Annotated in this window: 12 protein-coding genes and 3 pseudogenes; 6 read left to right on the top strand and 9 right to left on the bottom strand. The window is 53.9% G+C overall.

Annotated features, from left to right (window positions below):
* Nucleotides 1–206: 206 nt before the first annotated feature.
* Complete coding sequence (locus GC56T2_RS06965; protein ID WP_144974030.1) at nucleotides 207–758, bottom strand: DJ-1/PfpI family protein; 552 nt, start codon at nucleotides 756–758, stop codon at nucleotides 207–209.
* 150 nt (nucleotides 759–908) lie between these two features.
* Here GC56T2_RS06965 and GC56T2_RS06960 point away from each other — a divergent pair, with 150 nt between their 5' ends.
* The gene (locus GC56T2_RS06960) at nucleotides 909–1,637 is read left to right on the top strand and encodes an NAD-dependent deacylase (protein ID WP_144974027.1); all 729 of its coding nucleotides are present in this window, start codon (nucleotides 909–911) and stop codon (nucleotides 1,635–1,637) included.
* Complete coding sequence (locus GC56T2_RS06955; RefSeq protein WP_144974025.1) at nucleotides 1,634–2,506, top strand: fructosamine kinase family protein; 873 nt, start codon at nucleotides 1,634–1,636, stop codon at nucleotides 2,504–2,506. Before GC56T2_RS06960 ends, GC56T2_RS06955 begins: the two co-directional genes overlap by 4 nt.
* Nucleotides 2,507–2,527: 21 nt before the next feature.
* Here GC56T2_RS06955 and GC56T2_RS06950 read toward each other — a convergent pair whose 3' ends face one another.
* The 6 genes and pseudogenes from GC56T2_RS06950 to gltB all read right to left on the bottom strand — a co-directional run bounded on the left by GC56T2_RS06950 (nucleotide 2,528) and on the right by gltB (nucleotide 15,227).
* Nucleotides 2,528–4,894 (bottom strand): penicillin acylase family protein, encoded by a 2,367-nt coding sequence (locus GC56T2_RS06950; protein WP_144974023.1) that lies wholly within the window; start codon nucleotides 4,892–4,894, stop codon nucleotides 2,528–2,530.
* Nucleotides 4,895–5,009: 115 nt separating this feature from the next.
* Complete coding sequence (locus GC56T2_RS06945) at nucleotides 5,010–7,100, bottom strand: GDYXXLXY domain-containing protein (RefSeq protein WP_144974021.1); 2,091 nt, start codon at nucleotides 7,098–7,100, stop codon at nucleotides 5,010–5,012.
* Nucleotides 7,101–7,357: 257 nt separating this feature from the next.
* Nucleotides 7,358–8,103: pseudogene (locus GC56T2_RS06940) on the bottom strand (hypothetical protein).
* 166 nt (nucleotides 8,104–8,269) lie between these two features.
* A complete protein-coding gene (locus GC56T2_RS06935; RefSeq protein WP_172706202.1) occupies nucleotides 8,270–8,854 on the bottom strand; it encodes a phosphatase PAP2 family protein in 585 nt (194 codons plus the stop codon).
* Between the two features lie 193 nt (nucleotides 8,855–9,047).
* On the bottom strand, nucleotides 9,048–10,532 hold the full coding sequence (locus GC56T2_RS06930) for a glutamate synthase subunit beta (RefSeq protein WP_144974017.1): 1,485 nt from the start codon (nucleotides 10,530–10,532) through the stop codon (nucleotides 9,048–9,050).
* A gap of 135 nt (nucleotides 10,533–10,667) precedes the next feature.
* Nucleotides 10,668–15,227, bottom strand: a complete 4,560-nt coding sequence (gltB, locus tag GC56T2_RS06925) for a glutamate synthase large subunit (RefSeq protein ID WP_144974015.1) — start codon at nucleotides 15,225–15,227, stop codon at nucleotides 10,668–10,670.
* A gap of 125 nt (nucleotides 15,228–15,352) precedes the next feature.
* Between gltB and gltC the strand changes: the two genes are divergently transcribed.
* Complete coding sequence (gltC, locus tag GC56T2_RS06920) at nucleotides 15,353–16,261, top strand: glutamate biosynthesis transcriptional regulator GltC (protein ID WP_144974013.1); 909 nt, start codon at nucleotides 15,353–15,355, stop codon at nucleotides 16,259–16,261.
* 163 nt (nucleotides 16,262–16,424) lie between these two features.
* On the opposite strand, the gene GC56T2_RS06915 is transcribed toward gltC, so the two are convergent.
* Nucleotides 16,425–17,411: an NADPH:quinone oxidoreductase family protein gene (locus tag GC56T2_RS06915; RefSeq protein WP_144974011.1), complete on the bottom strand. Its 987-nt coding sequence runs from the start codon at nucleotides 17,409–17,411 to the stop codon at nucleotides 16,425–16,427.
* Nucleotides 17,412–17,622: 211 nt separating this feature from the next.
* On the opposite strand from GC56T2_RS06915, the gene GC56T2_RS06910 reads away from it, so the two are divergent.
* A complete protein-coding gene (locus GC56T2_RS06910; protein ID WP_144974009.1) occupies nucleotides 17,623–18,192 on the top strand; it encodes a Uma2 family endonuclease in 570 nt (189 codons plus the stop codon).
* An 8-nt stretch (nucleotides 18,193–18,200) separates the two neighbouring features.
* On the opposite strand, the pseudogene GC56T2_RS06905 reads toward GC56T2_RS06910, so the two are convergent.
* Nucleotides 18,201–18,497 (bottom strand): annotated as a pseudogene (locus GC56T2_RS06905) (PucR family transcriptional regulator ligand-binding domain-containing protein); the annotation flags it as partial.
* Between the two features lie 54 nt (nucleotides 18,498–18,551).
* Between GC56T2_RS06905 and GC56T2_RS06900 the strand changes: the two are divergent.
* Together GC56T2_RS06900 and GC56T2_RS06895 are read left to right on the top strand one after the other, a co-directional pair.
* Nucleotides 18,552–18,977: pseudogene (locus tag GC56T2_RS06900) on the top strand (GABA permease); the annotation flags it as partial.
* Between the two features lie 209 nt (nucleotides 18,978–19,186).
* The gene (locus tag GC56T2_RS06895; RefSeq protein ID WP_144974007.1) at nucleotides 19,187–19,498 is read left to right on the top strand and encodes a hypothetical protein; all 312 of its coding nucleotides are present in this window, start codon (nucleotides 19,187–19,189) and stop codon (nucleotides 19,496–19,498) included.
* Nucleotides 19,499–19,508 lie beyond the last annotated feature (10 nt).

Here is a 19,508-nt window from a genome sequence, read left to right as displayed (position 1 = left end):
CTATATTTTGTAAATGGTCTACGGTACAAATGTTATCTTATGAGCGCCAAAAAGACAACCCTTATTGTTCGAACAAGCCAAACGGATGCTGGCGTGACAGGCAAAGCGGCCAGCGCAGAAACAAGCCCACTTTGGCTGCATCAGTCGGTGGGAGTTTCACGAAAAAAAGCGGCCTTCCCGGATGCAGGAAGACCGCTGCCTTTCCGCTATTGAAGCAGGCGGAGAAACTCGCGCATAAACGCCGGCAAATCCGGCCACGCATGGGCGGAAACAAGGTTGCCGTCGACATGCACCGTACGGTCGGACACATACGTCGCTCCGAGCGCTTCAACCCCCGGTTTGCAGGCGATATACGCCGTCAAGCTCCGCCCTTTCAGCACCTCTGGCATCGTCTCAAAAATGAGCGAAGCATGGCAAATCGCCGCGATCGGCTTATTCGCCTCAAAGAAATGACGGACGATGCGCTGCACATTTTCATCAAGGCGAATGTATTCCGGCGCCCGCCCACCCGGAATGACTAACGCATCGTATTGCGTCGGGTCGATCTCGGCAAACGAGGCATGGGCGTCGATCAAATAGGCTTGTTTTTCCACATACGTATCCCAGTCGGCAAAATCATGGACAACGGTGTGCAGTTTCTTTTTCTTCGGCGCGGCAATCGTTACATCATGCCCTTCCTCCAACAAACGATAATACGGATAATACACCTCCAGCGCCTCAACAGCGTCGCCGGTGATGATCAACACTTTTTTGCTCATCGTTCTCGCCCCCCTTGTCCATTTTTTCCTTCTCTTTTATCATAATGGAAACCGGCGGAAAGGAAAAGCAAAATGATTGTCGAATCGATAGAAAAAGGGGCGTGTGAAGCTTTAACGAGGAAGAAGCGTATGATCAAGGAGGAATCAACCATGACCATTGCCTCTTGGCTCGCCGAATCGCGCCGAACGGTGGTGCTTACCGGCGCCGGCATGTCGACCGAAAGCGGGCTGCCGGATTTCCGTTCGCCGCGCACCGGGCTGTGGGCGCGTTTTAACCCGAGCGAACTCGCTACCATCGATGCGTTGTACCGCCGCCGCGAGGCGTTTGTGGAGTTTTACCAATACCGCATCCGCACCTTGCAGCAATGCCGGCCGCATGATGGACATCGCCTGCTCGCCGACTGGGAGCAGCGCGGAATCGTGCAGACGATTGTGACGCAAAACGTCGATGGATTTCATCAACAAGCCGGCAGCCGACGCGTCATCGAACTGCACGGCTCGCTCCGAACCGTCCATTGTCAGCGGTGCGGGCAATCAAAGCCTAGCTTTGTCTATTTGCACGGTGTGTTGACGTGCGAATGCGGCGGTGTTTTGCGTCCATCGGTCGTATTGTTTGGCGAGCCGCTGCCGGAGAATGCCATCAATGCAGCGTGGGAAGCCGCCCGCCAAGCGGACTTGTTCCTTGTGCTCGGCTCATCCTTGCAAGTAGCGCCGGCGAACCAACTGCCGCTTATCGCCAAACGAAACGGCGCCAAACTCGTCATCATCAATTGGGAACCGACGGAACTTGATGATCTCGCTGACGCCGTCATCCAGCAACGGAAAATTGGCGACGTGCTGAAAGAACTTAACGAACAGCTGACGGGAGGAACGTCATGAACCGGGAAGCGATGTTACAAGAGGCGCTTCGCTCAATCGGCGATGATTCACAAATCCGCCATTGGCGGCGCGTATCCGGCGGCGACATCAATGACGCCTACCGCGTCCAAAGCGGCAAGCAAACGTATTTCATCAAAATGCAGCGCTTTCCGCCAGCCGGCTTTTTCACCGCCGAACAAGCAGGGCTGGAACGGCTTCGCCAGGCGGACGCCATCCACGTCCCGGCTGTCTTTGGCGTGGGGGAAGCAAACGGATGGGGCTGGCTTGTCCTCGAGTGGATCGAAGGAACAGAAACAGCGCAGACGGCCAAACAGCTCGGGCGCGGCCTCGCCCGCCTCCATCGATGCCGCGGGCCGGCGTTCGGGCTCGACCACGATACATATATCGGGACGCTGCCACAACGAAACGGCTGGTACGGCCGCTGGCTTGACTATTACCGCGATGCCCGACTCGCCCCGCAAATGAAACGGGCGGCGGCAAACGGCCTCCTGCCCACCGAGCGACAAAGAAAGTTGGAGCGGCTGCTTGAGCGGCTTGACCGCTGGATTCCAAACGATTGTTTTCCGTCGTTGTTGCACGGCGACTTATGGGGCGGCAACCGGCTTCCGGGCCCCGGCGGAGCCCCCTATTTGATCGACCCGTCCGTGTTTTACGGTCATTATGAGTTGGAGATCGCATTTACCGAGCTGTTTGGCGGCTTTCCCGCTCGGTTTTATGCAAGCTATCAAGAGCTGATGCCCCTCACTCCGGAGTATCATGAACGAAAACCGCTTTACCAGCTGTTTTATTTACTCGTGCATTTGAATCTGTTTGGCGAATCGTATGGCCGATCCGTCGACCGCGTGCTTGAACGTTATGCGGGGGAGTAATCCCCCGCTTGACTTGACCGCTCATTCCGGACGCAACACCAGCGTGCTGCCGTTGACTTTTCCTAAACTTGTTACATGGTACGTGCCGTTGACCCAGTCATCAATTTGATCGTGATACCATCGGCTGCGAAAATGGCCAGCCTGCCCCGGACCAACGATATGCCACCCACGTTCAGGATCAGCCAAATCGATGACAAAGCGCCACGACGCGCCATGGTTGACGATCCCTTCATCCGTGTAGCTTGCCGCCTGTACCGTGACATCACTGCCGCCGATGGGAATCGGCTCTTCTTTATTCAAGAAAAACGCTAACATTGGCGATGCGCTCGATAGAGGATGAGCAAAAAACAACCGATGAGCGTTCCCCCATTTCCACTGCGCCGGATCATTTCCATATTCATCGGCCAATTGGCGAACGGTCCGACTCAGCGCTTCCGCCAACACGCGCGAAAAACCGCCGCCGTCTCGAAACCAAGGGGATACATCGCCTTTGTCCGCCCGCCTCAGCAACTCATCCACCACACTTTGTTTTCCCTCAAAGAACCGGTCGACGGTTGGCGGAATCTGACGTTCAAAAAGAACATCGGCGATTTCCTCCATCCAGCGATGAAAAATGAGCGGGGCTGCCTGTTCCTTATGGTCAACAAAATCCCACTGCTTCAGCTCATGAAGCGCTGACCGCTCCTGTTTCGAGAGCGGTTCGCTCGCCACATGTTTAAGCAGAAGCGGGACGAACTCCTTCGCCCATAAATTCATTTGGTCCATTTGCAGCCGTTTCATCTCGCTAGGCGTCCAATCATCCTTGCTCTGCAGCCTTTCAGCGATCCGCATATAGCGATAAGGCTGAGCCCAATGATGGCTTAAATGATATGGATAATGGTCGCCGACCACCTTATTGTTCGCCGTGGCGATAAATCCTTCTCTCGGGTTGACGGCACGCGGCAGGCGATCAAACGGAATAAAACCGATCCACTCATATTCATCCGTCCAACCTGGAACTGGAAGAAGCCCGTTTCCTTTCTTGCGAATCGGAATTTTTCCGTTTGCCTTGTAAGCAATCGTCCCGTCTTTCGCGGCAAATACGAAGTTTTGCGTTGGAGCGTGGAAATGTTCAAGCGCTTGTTCAAATTGCTTCCAATTTTTCGCTTTGTTCATTTCCAGCACCGCTTGCAGCTCCGTGGACGGATCGAGCGCGGTCCATCGCAAAGCCAACACGTCATTCCCGCTTGCCGGGACGGCGAATTCGGACAGAACAGGCCCATGCCGAGTGATCGTCACACGGTAGCGGATCGTTTTTCCTCCTTTCACCCGGATCGGTTCCTCGATGATTTTGGCGTTCTCCCATCGGCCGTTATACAAAAACTGCTGCTTGTTAGCCGGATTTCGCTTTTCTACATACAAATCTTGCACATCTGGACCCGTGTTTGTCACTCCCCAAGCAATGTAGTCATTATGACCGAGAATAATGCCGGGGACACCGGCGAAAATGACGCCGCTGACGTTGACCGTCGGCGCTTGCAAATGCATTTGATACCAAATCGAAGGAGTGGACAACGACAAGTGCGGATCGTTCGCCAACATAGGCTGGCCGCTTTTCGTTTTCCGGCCGCTGACCACCCAGTTGTTACTCCCGTTCCATTCAGAGGGCAAAACCGCTGCGGCAAACGCCTGCTCCACATCGATCGCCGGCAAAATGACCGGTGCCTCTTTCGGATAAGAGGGGAACAAATCGTACGCTTTTTCTTTCGGCAAATGGTTGAGCGCCCAATAGCGGAACACCTGACCTTCCCAATGCCCGCCGAGGTCAAACGCCATATACTTGCCAATCACGAGCGAATCTACGGGCGTCCACGGCTTCGGCTCATAACCGAGCAGCCGAAACTCGACCGGCAATCTGTCAGTTCGTTTAGCCCAAGTGATATACGCGTTCACACCTTGGGCAAATGCTTCAAGCACTTGCTTCGCCTCAGCGGAGTATATGTGATACGATGCCTCCGCTGCCCGACGCAATCCAAGCGTACGGAAAAATTTATCGCGTTCAATCGTTGCAACGCCTACCACCTCACTCAACTGTCCTGACGCTTGGCGACGGCTTAAATCCATTTGAAATAAACGATCTTGGGCTTGCACAAATCCTTGCGCGAAAAACAAGTCATGTTCATTGTTGGCGAAAATATGAGGAACGCCGTGCGAGTCACGAATCACGCTGACTTCGTCAAGCAACCCTGGAACCGCCAGTTTCCCTTCCACGATCGGCAAGGAACGGTGTATGTAAGCGCTAACAAAAACACCGATACCCGCCAAAGCAAAAAAGACAATCGCCAGCGTCAGCCAAGCTGTTCGCTTCCAGCGCTTCTTCTTTTGCGGCGCGTAAATGGCCGTCTCCATTCATGATCCCCCTTTATCTCATCATCTTCCCCCGGCCTCCACAACTTTTTGACAAAAACACCGCCTGTATGTCGATAAGGAGCGGACGCTCAAGCAGGCCCGCTCCCCAGTTCGCTCATTCTGCGCCGATCTTTTCAAGCAGCGCATCGCCGTTTCGGCTGACGCGCACATAAGCGAAACGGGCGTCCCGCCACCGTTCCCCGCTTTGTTCCGGCACGAAATACGATTCAATCCCGTATACGACTTGCGTACTATAAAAAGTGCCGTTAATCAAAATATCCCCTTGTTGCCGCTTAAATCCGGGCCATTCTTCCCCATTCACGGCGTACACCCCAGCAAAGCGGTGCACCCCATCCGATCCCTTTCGCAGCGCAACTTTCACCTTGCCGTTTCCATCCAGAGACGAGATCGTAGAAATGTCATAGCGAAGCCGGATATAATCCCCTTGCAGCACAGAACGCGGATCCACCGGCTCGAGCGCTAATTTTACCAACTGTCCGTCTCGCAATAGCCGTTCTTTCTCCCAAACGGTATATCCGGTAAACAGAAATTGGGCAACGACGAGCAACAGGACACCGAAGGAAACGTTGCGAGGCCACACCGCCTCCTTAGGGAAATGAAGCCGATTCCGTTTTTCCAGCCAAACAGCCCAAGCGAGCAACACCCCCCCAGCCGCCAACAAACTGACCGATTTATGGAGCAAGTTCCACGCCAGCTCATAATATTTGAGCACAAAATAAAGAACCGTATACCCCCAAGCAATGGTCCGCTCGCGGCGGCGCCGTTGAAACAAGAAAAAGGCGAGCACCGCTACCATAGCGAGATTGGACGCCATATAAAGCCCATCAGGTTGGGAGATGTGAACACTTGTCGCAATCCCGAGCGCACTAAGCGCCAGCACGAGCGGGGTCGCGGCCGTCTTCCCTCTCCATCGACTGTACGCGTACAACGCCCCGTTCCATAGGGCAAGCAGCAACAGCTCGACCCGTCCATTCTCCATGTTCCCATCAAGCACTACATACAAATAAAGCGTCAACGCAACCGTCGTCAACCGCTGCATCCCGCGCTCCGGGAAACGGATCACTCCCACGGCGAGCACGGCGATATAAAGAACCAACACCACCGTCGACAGTTCCCACGTCACCGTCCAGCCAAGCCCGTAACCGACCGCCAGCAGCGTATAACGGACAACGGCGTTCCAACGGCGGCCGAGCCAAGCCGGAAGCACCAATCCAAAGATCGAAAGGAAAAACAGCACATACGGCGACCACGTGTCCGCCCACAGAAAATACAAGCCGAGCAAACTCGATATGGCCAACGACGAAGCTGCGAGCGTAATCACCGCTTGAAACGCAGCCAAAAACCATTTCCCGGCCCGCGTTCCCGCCGAAAACATCCCGGCCCGCCGGAGAAAGACGACCCCTCCGTACAGGACGATGGTGGCAACGACAAGTCCGAAGAGAAGCAGCCATGTTTCAAAATGATCCACCAGCAAACGGTGGTATTGAATCAACAAAAACAAGCCGGCAAACAAACTCGTCACCAAACCATAGCCACGCTGTTTGGCAACGGAGAAAAAGTAGTAAAGCAGCCCGGCAAGCAGCGCCGCATACACGTACGGCCACCAAACATCGCGCCCGTACGAAAAGCCGGTGATGCCGATGACAAGCAGCCAGCCGTGCATCGCCGCATACGCGGGATACGCTGTCCAAGGCGAACGGCTGAAGCGAACGAGCGCGCCGTTGATCACAGCGAACAGAAGCAGCCAGCCAAACGATGCCCATTCCGTCCACTCGATATGGTAAGCGGAAGGAAAATAATAAAACCAGCAAGCAAGTTGCAGCAGCACGACAGCGATGACTGAAAGCGCCGGATCTTTCGTCAGCCGCGCCAACAACGCTGTCGGCGCCAGCCAAATGAGGAACAACCAATAACTGTCGGCGTGAGAATTATAAATTTGTCCTACTAACGCCAATGAGATGCCAAACGACAACACCCCACCGATCAACATCCAGCGCCCTAAAAAGCGATGGCGGCCCGCCAAAGCAGCGCTTGCTCCATAAAACCCCGCCATCATGCCGATACTGATTCCGACTTTCGCCTCTCGCCCCATCTCCGGCCAGTTGGCGGCAAAAAAATAAACGATGCCGGCAATGATGCACAAAAACGCCAACGCATACCCTGTTTTCACGATCCGGGCCGCCATATCGCTTCCCCCTTGACATTGGTTTTTTCTATAAAAATATATGCAGAAAAAGCTGTCTAGAAGACCGTTGAAAATACGCCTTATTTCCTCGCACGTTTCCAGCTGCCGCCGATCCGCTAGAAGGCTCGCGGATAGGGTGGTGCTCCAACAGCGCTTCTTAAACTGACACTGCCGGAAACACCACCCTCTTTCTCCGTTTTGTTTTCCAGCGGTTGTTTGTCACCAGTCTTCTCGGTTCCTGCTTGCGATGAAGAACATTACAGTTGGAGATGATGTTTTAAGTGGAAAATTTCCATATCATGCTCGGCCACTTTTTTATCAAATAATCGATGGATGTTTGCTTGGAAGAGAATTCGCGCGAAGCCAGATCAAGAGCGGCCTGATGCTTATGAAGCATGTTCTCGATGTGGCGAAAGTGGCTCCGCATTTCTGTTGCGAGGTTGTCCACTTTTTCTTCGACCCGTTCAACTTTCACTTCAAGCCGTTGCTGTCCTTCTTTCAATGTTTGCACATCGCCCTTGACCATGTCCATGTCCGCTTTCAGCGTTTGCACATCGCCTTTGACCACGTCCATGTCCGCTTTCAATGTTTGCACGTCGCCTTTGACCATGTCCATGTCTGCTTTCAACGTTTGCACGTCGCCTTTGACCATGTCCATGTCCGCTTTCAACGTTTGCACATCGCCTTTGACCATGTCCATGTCCGCTTTCAGCGTTTGCACATCGCCTTTGACCATGTCCATGTCCGCTTTTAATGTGCGCACATCCTCTTCCACTCGGTCAAGCCGCTGTTCCAAGCGGGCTTGTCCCTCTTGCAACAACTGCACTTCACCTTCCAAGCGCGCCTGCCCTTCTTTCAGCGCTTGGATCTCAATTTCCAAACGCGCTTGTCCTTCTTGAAGGGCCCGGACATCGCCTTCGATCCGATCGAGCCGCATGTGGATCGGATTCAACTTTTGGTCAAGCAATTCAGCCATTAGTTGCACGAGTTCGGCTTGGCTCATCGTTTCTCACCTCCTTTCCTCCATTGTATCATGGTCCCACACAACGTCATAGTATAGAAAAAGAGATTTTCTGCGCCTTTTCGACAAGATCAGACGCTAGATCAAGCCGATGAATCGGCTTCATCATCAAATCATCATGGGGCAAAAGTGATTTTTTGACGATCAGCTACCAACGGCCGCCGCGATGAATCGACATCCGATAAAGAGCAAGGCAGGCCGACAAGTAAGCGCCGCCAAGCACAAACCCGCCAAGCACATCAGACGGATAATGCACTTGCAAGCTTAGCCGGCTTAAGCCGGTTAAGAGCGCCAGCGTCGCAAACACGCCGTAAATGGCCGCCCGCTCCCCGCGCTTTGTGCGCGTTTGCGCCAAAAAATACGCCAAAAGCAGCAAATAAATCGTCCCGATCATCGCGTGGCCGCTCGGAAAGCTGAATCCTCCGATCTCGGCATGCGGCGGGCGCTCCCGCCCAACCACATGCTTGATCCATTCATTGATGCCATACCCCCCACCAACAGCGACGACCACCAACACCATTCCATAGACATCGCGGCGGAAAAACCATAAACCAATAACAAGCATCACACTGATGATGCCTATTGTTTTCCCATTGCCGAGAAACGTAAACGGATCGAGCCATTGCCATGAATCAAACAGCTGCAGCCCACCTTCGTCACCCGCCTTTGTCACCCCGGCTGCCACGCTCGCCCAAACAGCTAAAAAAAAGACCGCGCCGACAGCCGCTATCATCCATAATCGTCGGTTCACTCTGACTCACTCCTTATCGATGCTTCCTCACAACCGCATCAGTCGGTTATCTACCACGAGATCGTCAAATAGATTTGTACGATGAGATCAGATTAAAAGTTTCTCATTATCATTTTTTACGAACAAAAGAAAAATCCTCCTTAAAAAGCAGCACTTTTTAAGGAGGAAACAACCATTACGACGGCAGCTTCGTCTCTCCCATCAGGAACCGGTCCACTTCACGGGCCGCCCCCCGGCCCTCGTGGATCGCCCAAACGATCAGGCTTTGGCCGCGGCGGGCGTCGCCGGCCGCAAACACGCCTTCAATGTTGGTCGTATATTTACCGTACGGAGCTTTCACTTTATTGTTGATCGTTTCCACGCCAAACTGCTGCAACAGTGGCTGTTCAGGACCTTCGAAGCCAATCGCGATGAACACCAAATCGCACGGCCATACTTGCTCCGTCCCCGGAATTTCTTGAAAGATCGCTTTGCCGTTTTCATCAATGATTTTTTCCATTTGAACCGTATGCAGTTCTTTCACCCGGCCGTGCTCGTCGCCTACGATTTTTTTCGTTTGAATGCAATATTGGCGCGGGTCTGCCCCAAATTTCGCCTTCGCTTCCTCATACGCATAATCAAGCGTGAACACGAGCGGATATTGCGGCCACGGGTTATCGTCTGGGCGCTTGTCCGGAAACGCCGGGTGTTTGCCAAACTGGACGACGCTTTTGCAGCCTTGGCGCAGCGCGGTCGCCACACAGTCAGCCCCCGTGTCGCCGCCGCCGATGACGATGACACGTTTGTCCTTGGCGTCAATAAACTGGCCGTCGGCAAAATTCGAATCGAGCAAACTTTTCGTGACGCCTGTTAAATAATCCATGGCAAAATGAACGCCTGTAAGCTCCCGACCTTCAATGGCCAAATCGCGCTGCTTTTGCGCCCCAACGCACAACACAACGGCATCGTATTGAGCGCGCAACTCATCGGCGGTAATATCTTTGCCGACTTCGGTGTTTACAACAAAGGTGATGCCCTCTTCTTCAAGCAGCCGCACTCGCCGTTCGACGATGTCTTTTTCCAGCTTCATGTTCGGGATCCCGTACATCAACAAGCCGCCGATGCGATCGGCCCGCTCGTACACCGTCACCGAATGGCCAGCTTGGTTAAGCTGGTCGGCACAGGCGAGCCCGGCCGGACCGGAGCCGACGATGGCCACCTTTTTCCCGGTGCGCGTTTTCGGGATGCGCGGTTTCACCCAGCCTTCAGCAAACCCTTTATCAATAATGGCCCGCTCGATTCCTTTGATCGCCACCGCTGGGTCGGAAATGGCCACCGTACACGATCCTTCGCACGGCGCCGGACAGACGCGGCCCGTAAACTCTGGAAAGTTGTTCGTTTTCAAGAGCCGATCGAGCGCTTCTTTCCAACGGCCGCGGTACACTAAATCGTTCCATTCCGGAATGAAGTTGTGCACCGGGCAACCGGAGGTGAGGCCGTTCAGCTCCAATCCCATATGGCAAAACGGCGTGCCGCAATCCATACAGCGAGCTCCTTGGCGCGCCAACACGTCTTCGGAAAACGGCTCTGTATATTCCTTCCAATCATCAAGACGGGAAAGCGGGTCGCGCTTTTTTTCTTCCTCGCGAGCATATTCCATAAACCCCGTTGCTTTTCCCACGACGGTTCCCCTCCTTCTGCGTCCTCTCTTCTCTCCGCTCTATCCTTCCCGCCTGTTTGGCAGCCAAAAAGCGAGCCCCGCGGCGGCGCGGGGCCGAAGCGGCGCCGCCATGCGCAGCCGACCGAAAAAGCGGGACTACTTTGCGGCCGCTTGCAACATAGGAGCGTTGGCGGCAGCCGCTTTTTTCTGTTTCGCCACCGTTTCAAACGCCGCCATGGCAGCTTCATCATACGAAAGCCCGGATTGTTCGAGCGCTTGAATCGTTTCCACCATCAGTTTGTAGTTGTGCGGAATGACTTTGACAAACCGTTTCACATAAGCGTCCCACTCGTCAAGCACGAGCGAGGCCCGCGGACTCCCGGTATAGCGGAAATGGTTTTCGATCATCCGGCGGACGGCGCGAATTTCTTCCTCATTCTCGAGCCGTTCCAAGGAAACGAGCTCAAGGTTGGCTGCTTGCGTCCAGCTGTCTTCATCAGCGAGGACGTAGGCGATGCCCCCCGACATGCCGGCGGCGAAGTTTTTGCCGACCGAGCCGAGGATGACGACACGGCCGCCGGTCATGTACTCACAGCCGTGGTCGCCGACGCCCTCGACAACGGCATGGACGCCGCTGTTGCGCACGCAGAACCGCTCGCCGGCGCGGCCGCGAATATACGCCTCGCCGCCCGTCGCTCCGTAGAAGGCGACGTTGCCGATAATGACGTTGTCCGCTGCGGCAAACGGCGCCTCATCCGGCGGACGGACGATCACTTTGCCGCCGGAGAGTCCCTTGCCAACATAATCGTTCGCGTCGCCGACAAGCTCGAGCGTCATCCCTTTCGGCACAAACGCCGCGAAGCTCTGCCCTGCCGATCCGGTGAAGCGGAGGCGGATCGTATCATCCGGCAATCCTTCTTCACCGTAGCGTTTCGAAATTTCGCTGCCGGTCATCGCTCCGACCGTCCGATGGACGTTGCGGATCGTAAGTTCAAGCGCAACCGGCTCCCGGTTTTCGAGCGCCGGCTGCACCGCCGGCAAAATCGCCGTATAGTCAAGCGTTTCTTCCATGCGATGGGTTTGCCCTTGGCCGCAAGTGCGCGGGCCGTCGACTTGGTGCAGCAGGCGCGACAAGTCGAGATGCTTCGCTTTCCAATGCGTTTTCGCCCGCTCGCTCACTGTCAGCACATCGACGCGGCCCACCATCTCGTCGATCGTGCGGAAGCCGAGCTCGGCCATGATCTCCCGCACTTCCTGAGCGACAAAATACATGAAGTTGACGACATGCTCCGGTTGGCCGGTAAATTTTTTGCGCAGCTCCGGATTTTGCGTCGCCACCCCGACCGGACATGTATCCAGATGGCAAACGCGCATCATGACGCAGCCCAACACGACGAGCGGCGCCGTCGCAAACCCAAATTCCTCGGCGCCAAACAGCGCCGCCATTACAACGTCGCGGCCGGTCATCAGTTTGCCGTCGGTTTCCAACACGACACGGTCGCGCAAGCCGTTGAGCATCAGCGTCTGGTGTGTTTCCGCCAAACCGAGCTCCCATGGAAGCCCTGCGTGCTTAATGCTCGTCTTCGGCGACGCGCCCGTGCCGCCGTCATAACCGCTGATGACGATGACATCAGCGTTCCCTTTCGCCACGCCGGCCGCAATCGTGCCGACGCCCGCTTTGGCGACGAGCTTGACGCTGATGCGCGCGTCTTTGTTCGCATTTTTTAAGTCGTAAATGAGCTGAGCCAAATCTTCGATCGAGTAAATGTCATGGTGCGGCGGCGGAGAAATGAGCTCTACCCCCGGCGTCGAACCGCGCACTTTGCCGACCCACGGGTACACTTTGTTGGCCGGAAGCTGTCCGCCCTCGCCTGGTTTTGCCCCTTGGGCCATTTTAATTTGCAATTCGTCGGCGTTGACCAAATAATGACTGTTCACACCAAAACGCCCGGAAGCGACCTGCTTGATCGCGCTGCGGCGCCAGTCGCCGTTTTCGTCCTTCACATAGCGAGCCGGGTCTTCCCCGCCTTCACCGCTGTTGCTTTTTCCCCCGATCCGGTTCATGGCAATCGCCAACGCCTCATGCGCCTCTTGGCTGATCGAGCCAAACGACATCGCTCCGGTTTTGAAGCGGCGGACAATCGACTCGACTGGCTCGACTTCGTCAATCGGCACCGGCGTCCGGTTCGGATCGAAGTCGAACAAGTTGCGCAAGAACGTCAACTGTTCTTCATTGGCCAGTTTCGAATATTGCTTATAAAGATTGTAATCATTTTTCCGGCACGCCCATTGCAACAAATGGATCGTCTTCGGATTGAACGCGTGATGTTCGCCGTTGCGCCGCCATTGCAGCTCGCTGCCGGTATCGAGCACATGATCTTCGTGCCGGGCGGCAAATGCCGCTTCATGGCGCATTTTCGCCTCTTTGGCGATTTCCTCAAGCCCGATGCCGCCAATTTGCGAGGCGGTGCCGGTGAAGTATTGATCAATGACATCGTTGCCGATGCCAACGGCTTCAAAAATTTGCGCGCCGCGGTAGCTTTGCACCGTCGAGATGCCCATTTTTGACATCACTTTGACGACGCCGTCAACAGCCGCCTTCCTATACGTGCTCACCGCGTCACGGTACGACAAGGCAATGACGCCGTTTTCGGACGCCTGGCGGATCGTCTCGAGCGCCAAGTACGGGTTAATGGCGTCCGCCCCGTAGCCGATCAGCGCCGCAAAATGATGGACTTCGCGCGCCTCGCCGCTTTCGACCAGCAGGCTGACGTTTGTGCGCGTCCCGTTCCGGATCAGGTGTTGATGAAGCCCGCTCACCGCCAGCAACACCGGAATCGCCACATGCGTCTCATCAACGCCGCGATCGGACAAAACGAGAAGCGTTGCCCCGTTCGCGATCGCTTCGTCCGCTTTGGCAAACAACTCATCCAACGCTTGCTTCAAGTCATCCGTAAACAGCGTCGGCAGCACCACACATGCAAACTCCGGATACGGATTGGCTTTTAACGCGGCCAATTCTTCGTTCGTCAATAGCGGCGTCTCAAGGCGAATGCGCCGCGCCGCTTTGGCGTCTGGATGCAAAATGTTTCCTTCTTTGCCGAGCAGCGTCATCGTTGACGTGACGACATACTCGCGAATCGCGTCAATCGGCGGGTTCGTGACTTGGGCAAACAGCTGCTTGAAGTAGTTGAACAAGCTTTGCGGCCGCTCCGACAATACGGCCAACGGGGCATCCATGCCCATGGCGCCGGTCGGGTCTTTTCCTTCCGTCGCCATCGGTAAAATCGTTTTTTCCACATCTTCAAACGTGTAGCCGAACGCTTTTTGCCGTTTGACAAGCTGCTTCGGCGCTTCGACGTCCTCCGGAATCTCCAGATCGCCAAGCGTGATCATTTGCTCATTGATCCATTGGCGGTACGGCTGTTGGCTCGCCATTTCTTCTTTAATTTCCTGGTCGGAAATGATCCGCCCTTGCTCCAAATCAACAAGCAACATTTTCCCTGGGCTCAGCCGTTCCTTATATAAAATGTTGTTCGGATCGATATCAATGACGCCGACTTCGGACGAGAAAACAATGTAATCGTCTTTCGTGACGTAATAGCGGGCCGGGCGCAAGCCGTTCCGGTCCAAAATGGCACCGATTTGCTTGCCGTCGGTGAACGAAATCGCCGTCGGGCCGTCCCACGGCTCCATGAGACAGCTATGATACTCGTAAAACGCCTTTTTCGCGTCATCCATTTGTTCATCCCAAAACCACGGTTCCGGAATGAGCATCATCGCCACATGGGCCGGATTACGGCCAGCAAGGACGAAAAATTCAAACGCATTGTCCAAAATCGACGAGTCGCTCCCGTTTGTATCCAAAATCGGCAACACTTTTTCCAAATCGGCGCCGAACGCTTCCGACACAAATTGCTTCTCGCGCGCCGCCATCCAGTTGACATTGCCGCGGAGCGTGTTGATCTCGCCGTTATGAATCAAATAGCGGTTCGGATGGGCCCGCTCCCAGCTTGGGAACGTGTTCGTGCTGAAGCGCGAGTGCACGAGGGCGAACGCCGAGCGGAACCGCTCATCCTGCAAATCCAAATAAAACGCATCGATTTGTTCCGGCGTAAGCAGCCCTTTATAGACAATCGTCCGGCTCGAGAAGCTCGCTACATAGCACTCGTTGTGTTCCACCCATTTTTCGAACTGTTTGCGGATGACATACAGCTTCCGTTCAAACGCCAGCTCATCGGCCGCATCATCCCCTGCCGCGACAAACACTTGACGAATGAACGGTTGGCTTTGCCGCGCCAGCTTGCCAAGCTTGGTGCCGTCAACCGGCACGGTCCGCCAGCCGAGCAACTGTTGTCCTTCCTGGGCGATGATTTCATTTACTTTTGCTTCATAATACGCCCGTTTTTCTTCATTTTTCGGCAAAAAGAACATCCCGACCCCATAGCGCCCTTTTTCCGGCAAGTTCATCCCATTGCACACGTCTTGAAAATATTCGTGCGGAATTTGCGTCATAATGCCCGCGCCGTCGCCCGTTTCCGGATCGCTTCCCTGCCCGCCCCGATGTTCAAGCTGACGGAGCATATGGAGCGCTTTTTCGATCACATCATGCGACGCTTTTCCTTTTAAATGAGCATAAAACCCGATCCCGCACGCGTCATGTTCAAATTCCGGACGATACAGCCCTTGCGCTTTCGGTAATCCGTAGTGTTTCATGCTGCCTTCCCCTCCCGTTCCGAATTGTCTGTAATATTCATTGTAGTTTTCAAAATTAATATAAACAATATATAATTTAGATAAAATTGATCTCATTTCGCGATCAATGAAAAAGGAGGGGGAGAATGGAGCTGCGGCAGTTGCAATATTTTGTGGAAGTCGCCCGGCGCGAACATGTCTCTGAAGCCGCCGATGCCCTTCATGTCGCGCAGTCGGCGATCAGCCGGCAAATCGCCAACTTAGAAGCGGAGCTTGGCGTCCAGCTCTTTGAACGGGAAGGACGGAACGTCAAGCTCACCCCGATCGGCCGCCATTTTTTGCCGCACGCCGAAGCGGTGTTAAAAGCGGTTGAGGATGCAAAGCAACAAATTGAGGAGTATTTGGATCCGGAGCGCGGAACGATTAAAATCGGGTTCCCGACCAGTCTCGCGAGCCATATGATGCCGATGGTCATCTCCGCCTTTAAAGCGGAACACCCAAACGTCTCGTTCCATCTCCGCCAAGGATCGTACTATTATTTAATCGAAGCGGTGAAAAAGCGGGAAATTGATTTGGCCTTTCTTGGCCCCATTCCCGCGCGCGAAATGGGCATTAAAGGGGAAATTTTATTTTCCGAACCGTTTGCCGCCCTCTTGCCAAACAGCCATCCGCTCGCTCGCCGCGACCGGATCGTGTTGAACGAACTGCGCCACGACCCGTTTGTCACGTTTCCCAAGGGATACATTTTGCATCAAATTTTAATCGACGCCTGTCATCAAGCCGGGTTTTCCCCGAACATCTCCTCGGAAGGCGAGGATCTCGACGCCATTAAAGGGCTCGTCTCCGCCGGCATCGGCGTCACTCTGCTGCCGGAAAGCGCCTTGTCGGAGAGCCTCCTCCGCTACGCCGCCAAAGTGCCGATCGAAACTCCGCAAGTGAGGCGCAACGTCGGCATCATCATCTCCGACCATCACGAGCTCGCCCCGTCGGTGAAAGTGTTTTACCGGTTTGTGAAAGACTTTTTCTCCGAGCTTGAGCGGTATCAGCTTGGGTAGGAAGCACGAACGAAAAGGGAAGGGGAGATGCCTCTTCCCCCTCCCGCTAAACAACATGAGAGCGTTCGTTTCACCAGCTTTTATTCTACAATTTTTTCCATTTGCTTCGCTGCTTCGCAATCCTAAGCGAATAGTCGGCCGGTAAAATCGAGATAGTTCCCGATCAGGCCAGCCGCACCACCATCCGGCCGCGCAGCTCCCCACGCAAAATGCGCTTAAGCGCTTGCGGCAATTCAGCGAGTGAAATTTCTTTGGCAATCCGCTCCAAATCCGGCTTCAAATCGCCAGCGAGCCGTTCCCAAATGCGAAGCCGCAAATCCATCGGACAATAGACGGAATCGATGCCAAGCAAGCTGACGCCGCGCAAAATGAATGGGTAAACCGTCGTCGGCACGTCCGCTCCTCCCGTCAATCCGCTTACCGCCACGGCCCCGCCGTAACGGATGCGGCTTAGCACGGTCGCCAGCGTCCGGCCGCCGACCGGATCGACCGCCGCCGCCCAGCGCTGCTGATCGAGCGGGCGAATGCGCTCGGCGGTGACGTCTTCGCGCGCCAACACTTCCTTGGCGCCAAGGGCGCGCAAATAATCGTGCTCCGCCGCTTTGCCTGTACTCGCCTCTACCGTGTAGCCGCGCTTCGCGAGCATCGACACCGCCAGACTGCCGACGCCGCCCGTCGCCCCCGTAACGAGCACCGGCCCGTGTTCCGGCGTCAGCCCGTGCTCCTCAAGCCGATGGATGGACAACGCCGCCGTGAACCCCGCCGTGCCGATCGCCATCGCTTCTTTCAACGTCAACCCTTTCGGCAATGGCACGAGCCAGTCGCCGGGCAAACGCGCATACTCGCTGTAGCCGCCAAAGTGGGTGACGCCAATTTCATAGCCGGTCGCGATCACCTCATCCCCTTCAAGGAACCGCGGATGTTGCGACGAGACGACGACTCCGGCCAAGTCAATCCCGGGCACGAACGGATACGTTTTCACAATTTTGCCGTCCGGGATCGACGCCAGCCCGTCTTTGTAGTTGACGCTTGAATAATGGACGTGAACGACGACATCCCCTTCCGGCAAATCGTCCATCGAGATCGTTTTCACCTCAGCTGTAAACTCCGTTTCCGTTTTGTTGACAACAAACGCTTGAAATGCGGACATCATTTCCTCACCCTTTCCCCATGCATTTTTCCCTCATGTCATTCGACAAACAGACGCTACATTCCTTTCTGAACCAAGAAAACCTTCACTTCGGCTTGTGGGCGTAGGCAAGTGATGAATAAACCTCTCATGAGAGTCCTCCCTACCCTTCCTTGATTTCTTTTGCTAAACTGGAAACAAACGCATCCTTAAAATGAAAGAGGGGGAAACAGTGGGCAATATCCCTGACCCGAACAAAATTTACACGTACGCGGACTGGAAAACATGGGAAGGTCGCTGGGAACTGATCAATGGAAAAGCCTATAATATGACCCCTGCTCCATCTTCGGAACATCAATTTGCAGTCGGAGAATTGTATTTTGCTTTGCGCCATTTTTTCCAAAACCAACATTGTTACGTCTTTATGGCGCCGTTTGATGTATTCCTTAGCAAAAATGAAACGTATGAAACCCCTGATGACATTGTCCAACCCGATATTGTGGTGATTTGCAATAAAAAACAGATTGTCAAAAAAGGATGTTACGGGGCGCCTGCGCTAGTTGTTGAAGTCTTGTCACCTTCAACCGCTTTAAAAGATTACAACGAAAAATTTTATACTTACCAACACTATGGCATTGCGGAATATTGGATCGTCGATACGGCTAACAAAATGGTTCATGTATACCATTTGCACGAAGGAGTCTATCAACGGCATGCCACATACGGGCAACAAGACACGCTGCATTCCGTACAATTTAAGGACTTAGCTATTCCATTAACGTATGTATTTGAATGGAGTTAAAATCCCCAATAATGATGAACCGTCAGCAGCTTTTTATTCAACTCTTGGGAATACGACTCAAGCTGGGAGATCATTTGATATTGCTGATTAATCAAACACGTATGAATGTCATGGGTAATCTTGACGAAAGGAACTTCCTCAAGAAAAAGAATAAGCGGGAAATGGTGGCGGTTAGCCAGCTCTAATGCCTCCTTTGGGATCGAGGAGGCGTACGTTCCCAATTCGATGCATCGCCCCGAAGCGTCACATTCAATCAACTGCCGAAGCAGCGATAAAAGCAATGCGTCATCATCCCGCCAACCGACCTCTCCTTCTGCTTCATCTTTGCTAAGAATATTCAAAACTTTATGACCAAACTCCTTCTAAAACGGCACCGTCCATTGACAGCGGTCATCGCCAGCACGCTGTTTGGCTACATCGCCGTCATCATGAACTATGTCTCTCCGGACAAAGTGTTTCTCTTTCTCGTCAACTCTTCCGGGGCGATCGCGTTGCTCGTCTATTTAGCCATTGCTGTCTCGCAACTCCGCCTACGGAAGAAACTCGAACGTGAAAACAATGCTGCCTTAAAAATTAAAATGTAGCTGTTTCCATACTTGACTTATTTTACAATTCTTGTTTTGCTCGTCATCCTCGTTTCTATGCTATTCATTGAATCCATGGCTTCTCAGCTGTTGTTAACATTGCTCATTACCGTTGTCGTGATCATTTGCTACTTCGTTTTTGCCCGGCGCCATCTTCAGCCAAACTACCACCCGCCAGCATCAACAGTCATAAAAGAGTAACGTTCATTATGGATGAATGAGCCTAGCGCCCATCACAAAGGGCGCTATTCCTTTTGAACAGCCCGTCTTCTCTGCTCGCCCCCAACCACGTCCACACAGACATACAAACTTGACAACTTTTCAAACTTCCTCTCGCATTGGTATACATCGATTCCATTGCTATATATACTGATATTGAGAACAATTTCACAAACTAGGAGGCCGAAACTATGATCATTCATGAACTGATAGGGATAGAACATTTGTTTACCGAGCAAGTTCAAAAAGGCTATTACATCATCCGCGAAACATACCAAAACGTACTCGTTGAACCAAAAGACGGCGACACCGTCCGGCAAGTGGACGCCGGCACGGAAGAAGTCGTCACCGTCGTATTTGATCCCGGCGACGAATACTCCCTCATTCTCCTTGACACCTATACTTTCGCCGACGGCATCCCGTCTTTAGCGGAGCTCAAAGAAACGATTGCCGCAGAATACGATGTCTTTATCAATGACCGTTGGGCTGCGGCGTCGTTGTAAAAAACGCCCG

This window comes from Geobacillus sp. C56-T2 (assembly GCF_007829715.1).
Classification (GTDB): Bacteria; Bacillota; Bacilli; order Bacillales; family Anoxybacillaceae; genus Geobacillus; species Geobacillus icigianus.
This window is presented reverse-complemented; position numbering and strand designations above follow the sequence as displayed.

Coding starts and splice junctions, on each gene's coding strand:
- GC56T2_RS06960 (WP_144974027.1), top strand. CDS start 909: ATGACCATTGCCTCTTGGCTCGCCGAATCGCGCCGAACGGTGGTGCTT.
- GC56T2_RS06915 (WP_144974011.1), bottom strand. CDS start 17,411: ATGTCCGCATTTCAAGCGTTTGTTGTCAACAAAACGGAAACGGAGTTT.
- GC56T2_RS06950 (WP_144974023.1), bottom strand. CDS start 4,894: ATGGAGACGGCCATTTACGCGCCGCAAAAGAAGAAGCGCTGGAAGCGA.
- GC56T2_RS06935 (WP_172706202.1), bottom strand. CDS start 8,854: ATGATAGCGGCTGTCGGCGCGGTCTTTTTTTTAGCTGTTTGGGCGAGC.
- GC56T2_RS06955 (WP_144974025.1), top strand. CDS start 1,634: ATGAACCGGGAAGCGATGTTACAAGAGGCGCTTCGCTCAATCGGCGAT.
- GC56T2_RS06965 (WP_144974030.1), bottom strand. CDS start 758: ATGAGCAAAAAAGTGTTGATCATCACCGGCGACGCTGTTGAGGCGCTG.
- GC56T2_RS06895 (WP_144974007.1), top strand. CDS start 19,187: ATGATCATTCATGAACTGATAGGGATAGAACATTTGTTTACCGAGCAA.
- gltC (WP_144974013.1), top strand. CDS start 15,353: ATGGAGCTGCGGCAGTTGCAATATTTTGTGGAAGTCGCCCGGCGCGAA.
- gltB (WP_144974015.1), bottom strand. CDS start 15,227: ATGAAACACTACGGATTACCGAAAGCGCAAGGGCTGTATCGTCCGGAA.
- GC56T2_RS06945 (WP_144974021.1), bottom strand. CDS start 7,100: ATGGCGGCCCGGATCGTGAAAACAGGGTATGCGTTGGCGTTTTTGTGC.